The sequence below is a fragment of the Salinisphaera japonica YTM-1 genome (genome assembly GCF_003788585.1).
Classification (GTDB): domain Bacteria; phylum Pseudomonadota; class Gammaproteobacteria; order Nevskiales; family Salinisphaeraceae; genus Salinisphaera; species Salinisphaera japonica.
The window spans coordinates 48,320-62,689 of record NZ_AYKG01000034.1 but is presented as its reverse complement, the minus strand read 5'-3'; the positions used below and the strand labels follow the sequence as shown (position 1 = coordinate 62,689).

Annotated in this window: 15 protein-coding genes; 7 read left to right on the top strand and 8 right to left on the bottom strand. The window is 62.6% G+C overall.

Features of this window, described 5'->3' with window-relative positions; all coding sequences use genetic code 11:
• Positions 1-57: 57 nt before the first annotated feature.
• Together rraA and SAJA_RS10665 are read right to left on the bottom strand one after the other, a co-directional pair.
• Positions 58-537, bottom strand: coding sequence for a ribonuclease E activity regulator RraA (gene rraA, locus SAJA_RS10670; RefSeq protein ID WP_123658663.1), 480 nt, complete (start codon positions 535-537; stop codon positions 58-60).
• Positions 538-559: 22 nt separating this feature from the next.
• Positions 560-1,066, bottom strand: coding sequence for a disulfide bond formation protein B (locus SAJA_RS10665; RefSeq protein ID WP_123658662.1), 507 nt, complete (start codon positions 1,064-1,066; stop codon positions 560-562).
• A 193-nt stretch (positions 1,067-1,259) separates the two neighbouring features.
• On the opposite strand from SAJA_RS10665, the gene SAJA_RS10660 reads away from it, so the two are divergent.
• Positions 1,260-2,801, top strand: a complete 1,542-nt coding sequence (locus tag SAJA_RS10660) for a BCCT family transporter (RefSeq protein WP_184999849.1) — start codon at positions 1,260-1,262, stop codon at positions 2,799-2,801.
• 351 nt (positions 2,802-3,152) lie between these two features.
• Entirely contained in the window at positions 3,153-3,836 is a 684-nt protein-coding gene (locus SAJA_RS10655) for a glutathione S-transferase N-terminal domain-containing protein (protein ID WP_123658728.1), read from the top strand.
• A 46-nt stretch (positions 3,837-3,882) separates the two neighbouring features.
• Here the strand turns inward: SAJA_RS10655 and SAJA_RS10650 are convergent, their stop codons facing one another.
• From SAJA_RS10650 to SAJA_RS10640, 3 genes are read right to left on the bottom strand one after another with little or no spacing between them, the layout of a single operon-like run.
• Positions 3,883-4,128, bottom strand: a complete 246-nt coding sequence (locus SAJA_RS10650) for a hypothetical protein (protein ID WP_123658660.1) — start codon at positions 4,126-4,128, stop codon at positions 3,883-3,885.
• Between the two features lie 60 nt (positions 4,129-4,188).
• The gene (gene kynU / locus SAJA_RS10645) at positions 4,189-5,445 is read right to left on the bottom strand and encodes a kynureninase (RefSeq protein ID WP_123658659.1); all 1,257 of its coding nucleotides are present in this window, start codon (positions 5,443-5,445) and stop codon (positions 4,189-4,191) included.
• Positions 5,445-5,948, bottom strand: coding sequence for a GNAT family N-acetyltransferase (locus tag SAJA_RS10640; RefSeq protein WP_184999848.1), 504 nt, complete (start codon positions 5,946-5,948; stop codon positions 5,445-5,447). The genes kynU and SAJA_RS10640 overlap by 1 nt, the downstream gene beginning before the upstream one ends.
• A 123-nt stretch (positions 5,949-6,071) precedes the next feature.
• On the opposite strand from SAJA_RS10640, the gene SAJA_RS10635 reads away from it, so the two are divergent.
• Complete coding sequence (locus tag SAJA_RS10635; RefSeq protein ID WP_123658657.1) at positions 6,072-6,515, top strand: DUF6918 family protein; 444 nt, start codon at positions 6,072-6,074, stop codon at positions 6,513-6,515.
• Between the two features lie 15 nt (positions 6,516-6,530).
• Here SAJA_RS10635 and SAJA_RS10630 read toward each other — a convergent pair whose 3' ends face one another.
• Positions 6,531-6,944 carry a hypothetical protein gene (locus SAJA_RS10630; protein ID WP_123658656.1) on the bottom strand — a complete coding sequence of 138 codons (414 nt, stop codon included), beginning with the start codon at positions 6,942-6,944 and terminating at the stop codon, positions 6,531-6,533.
• 61 nt (positions 6,945-7,005) lie between these two features.
• Complete coding sequence (locus SAJA_RS10625) at positions 7,006-8,397, bottom strand: class II fumarate hydratase (protein WP_123658655.1); 1,392 nt, start codon at positions 8,395-8,397, stop codon at positions 7,006-7,008.
• A 152-nt stretch (positions 8,398-8,549) separates the two neighbouring features.
• On the opposite strand from SAJA_RS10625, the gene purB reads away from it, so the two are divergent.
• Both purB and SAJA_RS10615 read left to right on the top strand, forming a co-directional pair.
• Complete coding sequence (gene purB, locus SAJA_RS10620) at positions 8,550-9,941, top strand: adenylosuccinate lyase (RefSeq protein ID WP_123658654.1); 1,392 nt, start codon at positions 8,550-8,552, stop codon at positions 9,939-9,941.
• A gap of 25 nt (positions 9,942-9,966) precedes the next feature.
• Positions 9,967-10,578: a nitroreductase family protein gene (locus SAJA_RS10615; protein WP_123658653.1), complete on the top strand. Its 612-nt coding sequence runs from the start codon at positions 9,967-9,969 to the stop codon at positions 10,576-10,578.
• A 6-nt stretch (positions 10,579-10,584) separates the two neighbouring features.
• Here the strand turns inward: SAJA_RS10615 and SAJA_RS10610 are convergent, their stop codons facing one another.
• Entirely contained in the window at positions 10,585-11,025 is a 441-nt protein-coding gene (locus SAJA_RS10610; RefSeq protein WP_184999847.1) for an acyl-CoA thioesterase, read from the bottom strand.
• A gap of 100 nt (positions 11,026-11,125) precedes the next feature.
• On the opposite strand from SAJA_RS10610, the gene SAJA_RS10605 reads away from it, so the two are divergent.
• Both SAJA_RS10605 and SAJA_RS10600 read left to right on the top strand, forming a co-directional pair.
• Positions 11,126-11,761: a TetR/AcrR family transcriptional regulator gene (locus tag SAJA_RS10605; protein WP_123658651.1), complete on the top strand. Its 636-nt coding sequence runs from the start codon at positions 11,126-11,128 to the stop codon at positions 11,759-11,761.
• Positions 11,762-11,788: 27 nt separating this feature from the next.
• A complete protein-coding gene (locus SAJA_RS10600; RefSeq protein WP_123658650.1) occupies positions 11,789-14,251 on the top strand; it encodes an acyl-CoA dehydrogenase in 2,463 nt (820 codons plus the stop codon).
• Positions 14,252-14,370 lie beyond the last annotated feature (119 nt).

Genomic DNA, 14,370 nt, shown 5'->3' with positions numbered 1-14,370 from the left:
CGGCGGCCGGTGTATCCGCGCGTCGCGGTCGTGGTGTATCAACGGGCCGGTTTGGCCTCAGAGCGACAGCTCACCGTCGGCCAGCACCACGCCGTCCAGATCGGCATACAGCCAGTCGCCCGGCATGAAGTTGACGCCGCCAAACCGAACCGGCACGTCGCGCTCGCCTTGATTCTTCTTGAACGATTTTTTCGGGTGGGTGTTCACCGCCTTCACGGCCACATCCATCTGCGAAATATCGGCCGAATCGCGAATACAGCCAAATACGAGAATGCCGGCCCACTCGTTGTCGATGGCCAGCTGGGCCAGGTTGTCACCCAGCAGCGCACACCGCTCGGAGCCCCCGCCGTCGATCACGAGCACTCGGCTTTCGCCCGGCTCTTCCAGGGCCAGACGCACGAGCGAATTGTCCTCAAAGCATTTGACCGTGGACACGGGGCCGGCGAAATCCAGCCGGCCGCCGAAATCGGTGAATACCGGATCCAGAATCTGAAGATCGTCGCTGTACTTGTCGCAGAGATCGGTAACGGGAAGCATGCTCATCCTTTAACTAAGTGATCTATCGTGAGGTCGGTGCGGATTCGCGCTTGCCGCGCGCCAGCCCGACCAGGGCAAAGAGTACAAGTGCGACGAACACGATCAGGGTCCAGCCCGGCAGGCTGATACCGACAAAACTGCCCTTGACCGTGGCACAGCTGGCATCACCCCGTAGCACGGTACCCACCACGTCAGACAACGGCATGACCTGGACCAGATAATCAAGCCCCGGTCCACATGCCGGCACCTGATCGGGCGGCAGATGAATCAGCCAGACGTGGCGCGCCGCGATCGCCGCTCCGACGGCGCCGGCCAGCATCGCCAACCCGGCGTATACCCGATGTCCGATAGCGCCCGGATTGTGCAGCCAGCCGGCCGCACTGACCGCCAGCACGCCGAACATCGCAATGCGCTGAAAGATACACAGCGGGCACGGTTCCAAACCGCCGACGTACTCCAGGCCAAAGGCAAAAACAAGCGCGGCCAGAGCAGCCAGCGTCAGGACAGCGAAAAACGATCGTGTGCGCATAGTCCGGAATCGTTGCACAACCGACCGGGCACGACAATCAATCGCGCCGGACCGGGCCGTGGCATGCCGGTTTTCGGCGGCCGATACGTTATGCTGAGTTGCTCGGACGGCCTCGCTCGCCGTGTTTTCTGTCTCGTTGCAGCGCCGGATCAGGCGCCATGCGATGACTCATTTCCTGCCTGGAATCCCCGATTTGATCGACAATTCTTCCGACGATGCCATCCACGTGCATCGTCACGGCCCGCTGCAATTGGCCGGGCGCGTTTTTTATCCGGTAGTGATTTTTATTCTGGCGGTGGTTGCGGCCACCATGCTCTATCCCGAGCGCTCCGCCGCGCTGTTCGATGCCCTGCTTGGCGGTGTCGTGCATTATTTCGGCTGGTATTACATCTTCATCTGTGCCGCATTCATCGGCTTTTGTATCTGGGTGGGTTTCTCCCGGTTCGGCACGCTGCGCCTGGGCCCCGATGATTCACGCCCGGATTTCTCGCGCCTGTCCTGGTACACGATGCTGTTCTCGGCCGGGATCGGTATCGGCGTGATCTTTTACGGCACGGCCGAGCCGGTGGCGCATTTTCATAACGCGCCGCGCGAGTTCGCCTCGGAAACCGTGGCGGCCGCGCGTTATGCCGTACACCTCACGTGGATGGAATGGGGCGCGTGCGCGTTTGCCATCTATATCGTGGTGGGGCTGGCGCTGGGTTTTGCCACCCACCGCCGGGGCCGGCCGCTGACGATCCGCTGGGGCCTGGAGCCGCTGTTCGGGCACTGGGTGCGCGGCTGGGTGGGTGATCTGATCGATATCGTGGCCATGATCGGTACGGTGTTCGGGCTGGCGACGACGCTCGGCCTGGGCGTCATGCAGATCAATACCGGGCTGGATTATCTGGGCCTGTTTGATGCCTCGCTGGATCTGCGTATCACGCTGATCGCGCTGATCAGCCTGGCGGCCGGCGTGTCGGTTCTGACCGGCCTGTCACGCGGCATCAAGTGGCTATCCAACCTGAATATCCTGTTGGCAATCGTGCTGCTGATCTGGGTGCTGACGCTCGGCCCCACGTTGTTCATCCTGAAAGGTGTCACGGCGTCGGTCGGTTATTACTTCACACATATTCTGCAGTCGTCGTTCGAGACCGACTTCGCCCAGGACAGCGATCAGTGGCAGTCTTACTGGACGGTGTTCTTCTGGGCCTGGTGGATTGCCTGGGGCCCGTTCGTGGGCACCTTTTTGGCACGAATCTCACGCGGGCGCACGGTGCGCGAGTTCACCCTGGGCGTGTTGACGGTACCGACCATCGGCATCTGTATCTGGTTCGGCACCATGGGCTGGGCCGCGCTCGAGCGCGAGATGTTCGGTATCGGCGGCCTGGGCGATGTCGCCGCGCAACAGGTGATCTTCGAGTATCTGGCCGGCCTGCCGCTGTCGTTCTACAGCTCGTTGCTGGCGATCGTGCTGATCGTGACGTTCTTCGTGACCTCGGCCGATTCGGGCGCCTTCGTGCTGGCCGTGCTGTCGACCGGTGGCCTCACGCGCCCGCCGGCCGCCACGCGGGCGTTCTGGGTCATCCTGCAAGGTTTGGTCAGCATCGGGCTCGCGCTGGCGGGCGGGCTGTCCGCCCTGCAGGCCGCATCACTGGTCGGCGGATTGCCGTTTTCCGTGGTGATGATTTTGATGTGTGTGGCCGTGGTCAAAAGCATGCAGGCCGATCTGGCAGCTCGCGAGCCGATTCGCTAGACCGCGAGCGGCCTAGGGCCTGTTGCCGTTTCATGCGAGCCCGCGCCAAGCGCTGTTTTGCGGCAAGACGAGGCGTAGCCCACGCCGCGCAGTCATTCTGGGCTAGTGGGCTAGAACGCTGTATTGCCGCAAAACAGCGCTTGTCCCAAAGGGTTGGGCCGCAAATCGCGCCCTGCGGCGTTACGAGCCTTGATCGTGGCACGCCACGATGCGGCGACTCGCGCCTTGCAGGACACGATTTGCGGTCTCCAACGCGGGCTCGCATGAAACGGCAACAGACCCTACAACGGCTAAAACGACAACGACTGTGGCATCGTGGCCGTTGTCGCTTTCCACAATGAGATCAAGCAGATGCTCAAGCTTTATTATCACCCCTCGCCGAATCCGGCCAAGATCGCGCTTTACCTGGAAGAAGCCGGCTTGGATTATGAAATGATTCCGGTGGATACCCGCAAGGGCGAGCAGCACGAAGCCGCGTTCAAGAAAATCAACCCCAACGCCAAGACCCCGGCCCTGATTGATGCCGACACCGGGGCCACGGTCTTCGACAGCACCGCGATCCTGTTGTACCTGGCCGACAAGACCGGCCAGTTCGCGCTGCCGGCAGACCCGCAGGTCAAGGCACAGGCGCTGTCGTGGCTGATGTTCATCGCCACCGGCATCGGGCCTTATTCGGGCCAGTGCGTGCATTTTCGTCATTTCGCCCCGGCCGGTAACGAGTACGGCCTCAATCGCTATGACTACGAGGCCAAGCGCCACTGGCAGCTGATCGACGACCATCTGGCCGAGCATGCCTACATGGCCGGCGAGCAGTATGGTTTGGTCGATATCGCCCTGTGGGGCTGGTGTGCGCCGCTGCCCTTCATCATGGGCGACGACGACGCCTGGTCGAAGTATCCCAACATCAAGCGTCTGTTCGACGAGATCAACGCACGCCCGGCCGCCGAACGCGCCCAGGCCGTCAAGGCCCAGCACGCCTTCAAGAGCGAAATGGACGACGACGCGCGGAAACAGATGTTCCCGCACAACCACTAACCTGCCCCGGGATCAAACATCGGGCCGGCCGCGATGCCGGCCCGGCTTACTCATCTTCTGACGTGCTCCGGATACTGCGCACCGCCGGTATCGCGTAAGCGATCGCCGCGACGATGCCTACAAACCCGAAAAACAACTCGGCGCCCGGAAATATCACCGCCAGCATCAGGCTGAGCATGGCCACGAACAGCGCGCCCGCGCGTTGAACCCGTCCCGGCTCGCCGATGCGCAGGGCGATGAGAAACGCCCCGAGCGCACAGGCCGCACCCGCGGTCAGTAGATTGAGCAGCATCGTGTATCGCCCTCTCGTGCTTTTAACATTGCATCGAAGGTATACCGCCTGGTGGTCGACTCATGTCACCGCCCCGCCATCGGCCGCGGCGGCCGACTCGAAGCGGCCGTCGACAACGATAGCGGCCAGGCGATCCGCTGCGCGCACGACATCGATATAGCGCGTATACAGCGGGGCAAACCCGAAACGCAGGATATCCGGCGCGCGCATGTCGCCGATCACCCCGTCGGCGATCAGGGCCTGCATGACGCCGTGGGCCGCCGGATGATGAAACGAGACCTGACTGCCCCGCCGCGAGGGCTCACGCGGGCTGGCCAGTGCCAGCATCGGCGCCGCGTCGCTTGTGGCCACGGCTTCGACGAACAGAGCGCCCAGGGCGAGCGATTTGTCGCGGATATCAGAGAGCTCGACATCGCGCCAGATCGACAGCGCCGCCTCCAGACATCGCATGCCCAGAATCCCCGGCGTGCCGGTTAGAAACGCCCCGATGCCGGCCCGGCTCTCGAAGCCCGGGCTGAAATCAAACGGTGCGGCGTGGGCGAACCAACCTGTCAGCGGCTGCTCGATGTCGGCTTGATGCACGGGCGCGGCGTAGATGAACGCCGGTGCGCCGGGCCCGCCGTTCAGGTACTTGTAGCCACAGCCGATCGCAAAATCGACGTTGCACCCGGCGACATCGAGATCGATAGCCCCGGCCGAATGCGCCAGATCCCAGACGACCAACGCACCGGCCGCATGGGCGGCGCGTGTAAGCCCGGCCATATCGTGCATCGCCCCGGTGCGGTAATCGACGTGCGTAAGCATCAGTACCGCGACGTCCTCGTCCAGCGCGGCCTCGATCATCTGGCCGGGCGCCAGCCACTGCACGTGATGGGCTGGCCCGGCCCGCCGTGCGGCCTGATCGGCGATATACAGATCGGTCGGAAAATTATCGCGCTCGGCGACGATTCGATGCCGGCCGGGCCGCTTGGCAAGCGCAGCCCCCAGCACCTTGTAAAGATTGACGCTCGTACTATCGCAACAGATCACATCTTCGGGCGCCGCACCGATCAAGGGCGCGATCATTGCCCCCACCCGATACGCCAGACCGATCCAGTCGGCCGTGTTCCAGGAGCCGACCAGTCCGCGGCCCCACTCGGTATCGACCGTCGCCGAGACGCCGTCCCGTGCGGCGTGGGTCAGTGGCCCGAGCGAGTTGCCGTCCAGATAGATCGTATCCACCGGCAGATCAAAGGCGGCGCGATAGCCGCCCAGAGGGTCCGCCGCATCGGCGGCTTTCGCGCGTGAGAACAAGTCGGCGTCAATTCGTGCTGCCATCAAGAACGCTCCGCCAGGCCGGGCCAGTCTTCGGTCGTCAACGCATAACGCTCGTGGTCACGCCATGCGCCGTCGATCCGTAGATAACGCGGCGAAAACCCCTCGAGCCGAAAGCCCAGTGACTGCACCAGGCGCTTGGAGGCTTGGTTGCCCGGCTGTACGTTGGCCTCCAGGCGATGCAGCCGATAGCCCGTAAAAGCCAGCTCGATAACCGCGGCCAGCACTTGGGTCATATAACCACGCCCGGCATAGGGCCGAAACACGAAATAGGCCAGATAAGCCGATTCCAGCGCGCCGTAGACGATCTCGTTGAGATGCACGGCGCCGATCAGTGCGCCGTTGGACGTATCCACCGCCACATGACTGGCCTGCGACGGCTGGCCGTAGCGCTTCAGATGCATACGAAACGAGGCTGCCGAGCGCGGCGGCGCAATCCACGGATGATGCAGGTCCCGGCTGGCCCGGGCGCCCGCGACGAACGCGGCCTCATGATGTGCAGCCAATGATTCGAGCCTGAACATAGCGTGCGCGGTCACCAAAACCTCAAGTGTAGCGATGTGATTGACCGCCTGCGGCCGATCTGGAAAGCTCGCCGACCTTTCACTTCCCCATAAGCAGGCCCTATCGTGCCCAGCGACCAACAAGGCCCTCTCGCCGATAAACTACTGGCCCCGGAAACATTCCCAAAGGTTCTCGAAGACAGCAAACAACTCGTGGCCAACGAGATCGACAAGAAGAACATCGCCCTGCGCACCGCGTTCAACATGGTGCGTCGTGCCAAGCCCGATCTGATCGATCGCGCCATGAATGCGCTACTGCCCGAGTTTGTCAGTGCCCTCGAGCCGTTCTATGCCGATGCACAAGCCAAACCGGACACCAGCTTTCGCGAGCATCTGGTCAACAACAAGGATGCTGCCGCCAGCGCCCTGCTGAGTGTGAGTGATCGGCGCGTGAAAGACGCCGACAACAAGATTGTTGAATCCGGTTACCAGAAACTGCGCGGGCGCGCGCACAAGGAAGTCATGGCCGCCATGCCCGGCGTGGCTGACGTGATGTCGCGTTACGCGTAACGCCTGCGGCCCGTCTCAACGCCGCGGCCCACGGGTCAGCGGCGTGGTGTTCGGGCGCTTGAACCAGCCGGCAGTGGGCTCGCGAAACACGATATAGAACCCGGCGATGGCAGCGATCGCCTGGCCGGCCGTCAATATCGCCAGTAGCGGTATCCGCGTGGCATAAGGCAGAACCAGAACCAGGCCGGGGGCGATCGCGATCAGAAATAACACGAACAGGCCGCCCCGAGCCCACGATGCCCCCTGCCACAGATAAACGATCAGCAGCGCCATCACCGAATAGGTCGCGGCGAAGGCAAAGATGGTGAAACCGTGGCCGCCGGCGCTGGGCGCCAGCGACAGGCTGCGCACCAGCTTGATCGCGCCGAACACCCAGACAGCGGTGAACAGCGCGGTGGCCAGACGTATCGCGGGCGGCTTGTTCGACATTGCTTTCCTCGATCATCACAGGGCGCGTCGACCGCCGGGCGGCGGCCGACGGCTATCACCCCTATTGCTTGATGCCGCCCTGGGTCAGATCGGCCGGATCAAGCAGGCGATCCAGCTCGGCCTCGGACAGGTCGGTCTGCTCCATGGCCAACTCCTTGACCGGGCGGCCTTCCTTGTAGGCCTGCTTGGCGATGGCCGCGCCCTTGTCATAGCCGATGACCGCGTTGAGTGCGGTGACCAGAATCGGGTTCTTCGACAAGGCCTCGGACAGATTGCCCTCGTTGACCGTGAAACCGGCGATCGCCTTGTCGGCCAGCACCCGAGCGGTATTGGTCAGCAACTCGATCGACTGCAGCAGGTTGTAGGCCACGACCGGCAACATCACGTTGAGCTGGAAATTACCGGCCTGGCCGGACACCGTGATCGTCGTGTGATTACCCATGACCTGGGCGGCCACCATGGCCGCGGCTTCGGGAATCACCGGATTGACCTTGCCCGGCATGATCGATGAGCCGGGCTGTAAAGCCGGCAGCTGAATCTCGCCCAGGCCGGCCAGCGGACCCGAGTTCATCCAGCGCAGATCGTTGGCGATCTTCATGACCGAGACAGCCACGGTATTCAGCTGGCCGGAAAGCTCGACCGCCGTGTCCTGGCTCGACAGGCTCTCGAAATAGTTCTCGCTGGTATGGAATTCACAGGAGCTGGCCTTGCTGATGGCCTTGGCAAAGCGCGCGCCGAACTCCGGATGGGCGTTGATGCCGGTACCCACGGCCGTACCGCCCTGGGCCAGCGCACGACTGCGGGTGAGCGCGGATTCGATCCGCGCGATGTTGGCATCGATCTGCGCGGCCCAGCCACCGAGTTCCTGATCAAAGCGCACCGGCATAGCATCCATCAGATGGGTGCGCCCGGTCTTGACCACTTCTGACAACTCGCTGGCCTTGTTGAGCAGCGTATCGCGCAGATGACGCAATGCCGGCAGCAGATGTTTTTCCGATTCCAGCGTGGCCGCCACGTGAATCGCGGTTGGGATCGTGTCGTTGGACGACTGGCCCATGTTGACGTGGTCGTTCGGGTGCACCGTCTGGCCGGCGGTCTCGCTGGCCACGTGTGCGATCACCTCGTTGGTATTCATGTTGGTCGAGGTGCCCGAGCCGGTCTGGAAGATATCGACCGGGAAATGCGCATCAAACTCGCCGGCGGCCACGCGGTTGCCGGCATCGACGATTGCCTGGGCGATCGCGTCGTCCATGAGCCCCAGATCACGGTTGACCTCGGCGGCACTGGCCTTGATCAGGCCAAGAGCATTGATCATGGCCCGCGGCGCACGCAGGTCGGAGATCGGGAAATTATCGACCGCACGCTGTGACTGGGCGCCCCAGAGCGCGTCCTGGGGCACGCGCAGCTCGCCCATGCTGTCTTTTTCGATACGGTAATTCTGGTCGGCGGCCATCGGTGTCTTTCTCCTGTACGCAAGCGATTGACGCGGCAGTTCGTCGATCTCGGGGACGACGAAGCCGGTCGTTCACGACGCCGCGGGCGACGGGCCCGGGACATTTTTGTAGAATCCGCGATTCTATCACCGCCCACCCGCGATTGGTTTTCATGGCTCTGCAACTCACAGCACTCACGGCGATTTCCCCGATCGATGGCCGCTATGGCAAGAAAACCGCCGATCTGCGATCGATCTGCAGCGAATACGGGCTGATCCGGTATCGCCTGATCGTCGAGATCCGCTGGTTTCAGGCCCTGGCCAACGAGCCGGCCATTCCTGAAATCACGCCCATGTCGCAGGCGGCCACCGATTATCTGGAATCCATCATCGAGGATTTCGACGAGGGCGAGGCCGAGGCGGTCAAGACCATCGAGCGCACGACCAATCACGACGTGAAGGCCGTGGAGTATTACCTGCGCGACAAGATCGAGCACTTCGACGAGATCGCCCACGTCAATCAGTTCATCCACTTCGCCTGCACCTCGGAAGACATCAACAACCTGGCCTACGCCCAGATGCTGCGCGATGCGCGCGACCGGTGTGTTCTGCCCCGCCTGGATCAGGTCATCGAGGCCCTGGCCACGATGGCCGATATCTACGGCGACTACGCCATGCTCTCGCGCACCCACGGCCAGGCCGCCTCGCCGACAACGCTGGGCAAGGAAATGGCCGTGTTCGTCCAGCGCCTGCGACGCCAGCGCGCAGCACTCGCCGCCATGCCCATGCTCGGCAAGATGAACGGCGCCGTGGGCAATTACAACGCCCATCTGGCGGCCTATCCCGAGGCCGATTGGCCGACGATCACGCGGGCCTTTATCGACGGCCTGGATCTGAGCGAAAGCCCGGCGACGACCCAGATCGAGCCACACGACTACGTCGCCGAGTTCTTCCACGGTTTGATGCGCACCAACACGATCCTCATCGATCTGGCACGCGATGTATGGGGCTATATCTCGCTGGGATACTTCCGCCAGGCCACGGTCGAGGGCGAAGTCGGCTCATCGACGATGCCGCATAAGGTCAATCCGATCGATTTCGAGAACGCCGAAGGCAATCTGGGCATCGCCAACGCACTGATGGACCATCTGGCGGCCAAGCTGCCGATCTCGCGCTGGCAGCGTGATCTGACCGATTCCACCGTGCTACGCAATCTGGGCGTCGGCGTGGCCCATTCCACCCTGTCCTATGACGCACTGCTGCGCGGCCTGGGCAAGCTGGAAGCCAATGCCGAGCGCCTGAATGCCGATCTGGAGAACAACTGGATCGTACTGGCCGAGGCCATTCAGACCGTCATGCGTGTACGCGGCATCGACCAGGCCTACGAACAGCTCAAGACGCTGACCCGCGGTAAACAGGTGGATGCCGACTCGATGAATGCCTTCATCGATACCCTGGCCCTGCCCGAAGACGACAAGGCCCGCCTTAAAGCCATGCATCCGGGCGACTATGTCGGCAACGCCCCGGCCCAGGCTCAGCGCGCAGCCGACGCCGTACAAGACTGACGCCCGCACCGATTCAAGGATTCTTTTGGACGTACTCGACGCTATTCGCGCCCGTCGCTCGGTGCGCAAGTTCGATCCCGATCACCGCATGCGTGAAGACGAGATCGACACCCTTCTCAGCCATACGCTGCTCTCGCCCACGGCCTTCAATATCCAGAACTGGCGCTTCGTGGCGGTCCAGGATGCCGAGATCCGGGCCGAGATTCAGAAAGCGGCCTGGGGCCAGAGCCAGGTCACCGAGTGCTCGTTGCTGCTCGTGCTGTGCATGGATCTGAAAAGCTGGGACAAATCGCCCGAACGCTACTGGGTGAATGCCCCGACGCACGTCTCGGATTCCATGGTGCGCAACATCCGGCATTTCTATCGCGACGATGACCTGCTGCAACGCGACGAAGGCATGCGCTCCTGCGGCATGGCGGCCCAGACGGCCATGCTGGCCGCCGTGGGCATGGGCTATGACTCATGCCCGATGGACGGCTTCGACTTCAAGCGCGTGGGCCACTTGATCAACCTGCCGCCCGATCATCGGATCTGTCTGATGCTGTGTATCGGCAAGCCGCTGACCGGCGCCCATCCACGCGCCGGCCAGCTCGATCTGTCCGAGGTCTTTCTGCACGACGGCTTCCCCGAGCGCTAGAGCGCCTCATTCCTCGGGGGCGACGGCTTCCAGCGCGCGGATACGCTCACGGACTGTCTCCGGAATCCGCATGCTGGTCTGGGCGCCGTAGTCGAACCAGACCACCACGTTGGCATAGACGGCGACCACGTCGTCGGTGCCGGCCAGGAACAGGCACTGCTCGATATCCAGACTCGAGCGGCCGATGCGCTTGACCCGGGTGCCGATCTCGACATCGGCCGGAAACCGCAGCTGTGCACGAAAGCTGCACTGCAGATCCGCCAGAATCGGCCCGTCGCTGGTCTGATGATCCGCGTCTTCACTGATTCCGTGGATATAGTCGATACGCCCGTCCTCCGAATAACGGAAATAGACTGCGTTATTGACATGCCCCAGGCTGTCCATCTCGCCCCATTTGACCTTGATCGGCGTCAGATGCGCGTAATCCGCGCGGTTTGGCTCGTGCATCAGCTGTTGGTCTCCCTGCATCCTTGTTCCATACGCCGGCGTATTGACACGTCAGCGATGGGCAAAGATTATACGTAGACGAGCCGATTTCGAAGCCTTCATGCCAAGCGAGACCAAAAACGCACTGTCTGCCAACGACTGGGCCGAGGCCGCACTGGCCGCGATCGCAGCCCGCGGTATCGAGGGCGTGGCCATCGAGCCGTTGGCGCGCGAGCTGGGCGTGACCAAGGGCAGTTTCTATTGGCATTTCGCCAATCGCGACGCACTGCTCAAGGCCGCGCTGGATTGCTGGGAAGCCCGTGAAACCGACGACGTGCTGGCCCGCGTGGCCGAAGAAACCGACCCGAAACTGCGTATTCAGCGCCTGATCACCGAGGTCAACACCTCCAAACGGGCCAGCCGGATCTATACCGCGCTTTCGAGCGCGTCCAAGCCGGCGCTGGTGCGCGAATACGTCGAGCGCGTCTCGCGCCGGCGGCTGGATTTCATCATCGATTGCTATGCCGGTCTCGGCATGCACGTGGATTCGGCACGACGCTGGGCCCTGCAGACCTACTCGGTGTTTCTGGGCTCGTTGCAGATCCGGCGTGACCTGCCCGATGAATGGCCGGCCTCGGACGACCCGGCGTTTGCCGAGTATGTCCGTTTTCTGATGATCAGCCTGTTGCCGCCGGAAGCACGTCCGGTCGCACAGGACACCCGTTATCAACGTGTTGCGCGCACCGGCACGTCGTAATCGTCTTATCACTCGAAGGAGGACGCCATGAGTGTCTTGTTGAGTATCGTGATCGCCCTGGCCGCGATCTGGTTCATGGCCTACAAGGGCTACTCCCGGGTGACCTGGAGTATCGCCACGGTCGTGTATTTCGCGGCGTTGGCCGTGTTTGGCGTCATCGGCCCGGTCGGGCTTTTGATTGCCGCCGTGGTCTTTGGCACGCCGATCGTCGTGTTCAACGTCGAGTCGCTGCGCAAGTCGTGGGTGACGAAAAAAGCGTTTGCCGGCTTCAAGGCCGTACTGCCGCCCATGTCGGACACCGAGCGCGAAGCCCTGGAAGCGGGGGCGACCTGGTGGGAAACCGAGATGTTCCGCGGCAAGCCTGACTGGTCCTATCTGCTGAATTTCAAGCGCACGCAGCTCACCGATGAAGAGCGCTCGTTTCTCGATAACGAGACCGACACCCTGTGCGCCATGCTCGACGAGTGGGAGATCCTCAACGAGCGCCACGATATTCCGCCCGAGGGCTGGGATTACATCCGCGAGCACAAGTTCTTCGCCATGCTCATTCCCAAAGAGCACGGCGGCCTGGGCTTTTCGGCCCTGGCGCAGTCGACCATCGTGGCCAAGATCGCCTCGCGCTCGTTGACCACGGCCGTCACCGTCATGGTGCCGAACTCGCTGGGCCCCGGTGAGCTGCTGGTGCACTACGGCACCAAGGAACAACAGGACAAATGGCTGCCTGGCCTGGCTGATGGCAGCCAGATCCCCTGCTTTGGCCTGACCGGCCCGGAAGTCGGCTCGGATGCAGGCGCCCTGCCCGATTACGGCATCGTCACCAAGGGCCAGTACAACGGCGAAGAAGTCGTGGGTATGAAGCTCACCTTCTCGAAACGCTGGATCACGCTGGCCCCGGTGGCCACGGTGATCGGCCTGGCCTTCAAACTGCAGGATCCCGAGCATCTGCTGGGCGATGAAAACAAGACCGATTACGGCATCACCTGTGCCCTGATCTCGGCCGACGAGCCGGGCGTAGAGATCGGCAAACGACATTTCCCGGGCGCGTTCATGAACGGCCCGATCCATGGCAACGAAGTATTCGTACCGCTGGATGCCATCATCGGCGGGCCGGAGCGTGCCGGCGGTGGCTGGCGCATGCTGGTCGAGTGCCTGTCGGCCGGGCGCGGCATTTCGCTGCCCGCACTGTCCTCGGCCGCGGCCAAGATGTCGTATCGCATGACCGGCGCCTGGGGTCGTATCCGGCGTCAGTTCAAGCTGCCGATCGGCAAGTTCGAGGGCGTGCAGGAAGCCACGGCGCGTATTTCCGGCCTGAACTACAAGATGGAGGCCGCGCGTATTCTCACCGCCTCCGGCGTGGATGAGTGCACGCCTTCCGTGGTGACGGCCATGGCCAAGTACCACATGACCGAATGGATGCGCACCGTGGTCAACGACGCCATGGACGTGCACGGCGGGCGTGGTATTCAACAGGGCCCGCGCAACTACCTGTCGAGCTCGTATGTCTCGATTCCGATCGCCATCACGGTCGAGGGGGCCAATATCCTGACCCGCTCGCTGATGATCTTCGGCCAGGGCGCGATCCGTTGTCACCCGTATGTCTTCCCCGAGATGGAGGCCGCGCGCGACGACAATCTTGACGAGTTCGATGACCTGCTCTGGTCGCACGTCGGCTATTCGGTCAACCGCGGCGCGCGTTCGTTCACCTTCGGTCTATTCGGCTCGTTCCTGGCCAAGGCGCCGGTCGACGGCGTGGCCGCGACCTACTATCGCAAGCTGGAGCGTTTCTCCTCGTCGCTGGCGATCGTCTCCGACGTGACGATGGGCATGATGGGCGGCGAGCTGAAACGCAAGGAACTGCTCTCGGCGCGTCTGGGCGATGTGTTGTCCGAGCTGTATTTCGCCTCGGCCACGCTCAAGTATTTCCACGACGAGGGCCAGCCGGCCGAAGACGTGGATCACCTGCACTATGTGATGGCTGAGTCGCTGGCCAATATCGAGAAAGCGTTCGATGCCTTCCTGCGCAACTTCCCGAACCGCTTCGTGGCGGGCTTCATGCGTGTGCTGGTCTTCCCGGCCGGGCGTCGGCACAAGGGCGCAACCGATGCGCTCATCAACAAGCTCGGCGATTTCATCATGGAGCCCTCCGCCTTTCGTGATCGGCTCTCCTCGGACATCTATCTCGGCAAGTCCAAGGACTCGGCCACCGGGCGTATGGAGCATGCCTTCAAGACGCTGATCGAGGTCGAGCCGCTGTATGACAAGTTCTTCAAGGCCGTGGCCAAGGGCCAGCTGGAGGGCCTGAACGTGGATGCACGCCTGAAGAGCGCGGTGGAAAAAGACATCCTGACCCAGGATGAGGCTGATCAGGTGAAGGCTTATGATGACCTGCGCTACGACGCGATCCTTACGGATGCCTTCTCCCCGGAGTATCTGGCGGACATGAAAAATCAGGACCACGTCGACGACCGTGTCGAAACCCGTGTTGCCTGATCGCGCCTTGTCCATCAGGCGGTGATAAAAAGCCCGGGTCATCAGATCCGGGCTTTTTTATGGCTCATCGCAGATTAGCGGGAAGTCAAGCCGCGCAGGCGACTCGTCCGCAAAGAACG

Bases quoted from the DNA above. Each gene is read 5' to 3' on its own strand.
- SAJA_RS10655 (WP_123658728.1), top strand. From the start codon at position 3,153: ATGCTCAAGCTTTATTATCACCCCTCGCCGAATCCGGCCAAGATCGCG.
- SAJA_RS10605 (WP_123658651.1), top strand. From the start codon at position 11,126: ATGCCAAGCGAGACCAAAAACGCACTGTCTGCCAACGACTGGGCCGAG.
- SAJA_RS10650 (WP_123658660.1), bottom strand. From the start codon at position 4,128: ATGCTGCTCAATCTACTGACCGCGGGTGCGGCCTGTGCGCTCGGGGCG.
- SAJA_RS10625 (WP_123658655.1), bottom strand. From the start codon at position 8,397: ATGGCCGCCGACCAGAATTACCGTATCGAAAAAGACAGCATGGGCGAG.
- SAJA_RS10665 (WP_123658662.1), bottom strand. From the start codon at position 1,066: ATGCGCACACGATCGTTTTTCGCTGTCCTGACGCTGGCTGCTCTGGCC.
- SAJA_RS10630 (WP_123658656.1), bottom strand. From the start codon at position 6,944: ATGTCGAACAAGCCGCCCGCGATACGTCTGGCCACCGCGCTGTTCACC.
- SAJA_RS10610 (WP_184999847.1), bottom strand. From the start codon at position 11,025: ATGCACGAGCCAAACCGCGCGGATTACGCGCATCTGACGCCGATCAAG.
- purB (WP_123658654.1), top strand. From the start codon at position 8,550: ATGGCTCTGCAACTCACAGCACTCACGGCGATTTCCCCGATCGATGGC.
- rraA (WP_123658663.1), bottom strand. From the start codon at position 537: ATGCTTCCCGTTACCGATCTCTGCGACAAGTACAGCGACGATCTTCAG.
- kynU (WP_123658659.1), bottom strand. From the start codon at position 5,445: ATGGCAGCACGAATTGACGCCGACTTGTTCTCACGCGCGAAAGCCGCC.
- SAJA_RS10600 (WP_123658650.1), top strand. From the start codon at position 11,789: ATGAGTGTCTTGTTGAGTATCGTGATCGCCCTGGCCGCGATCTGGTTC.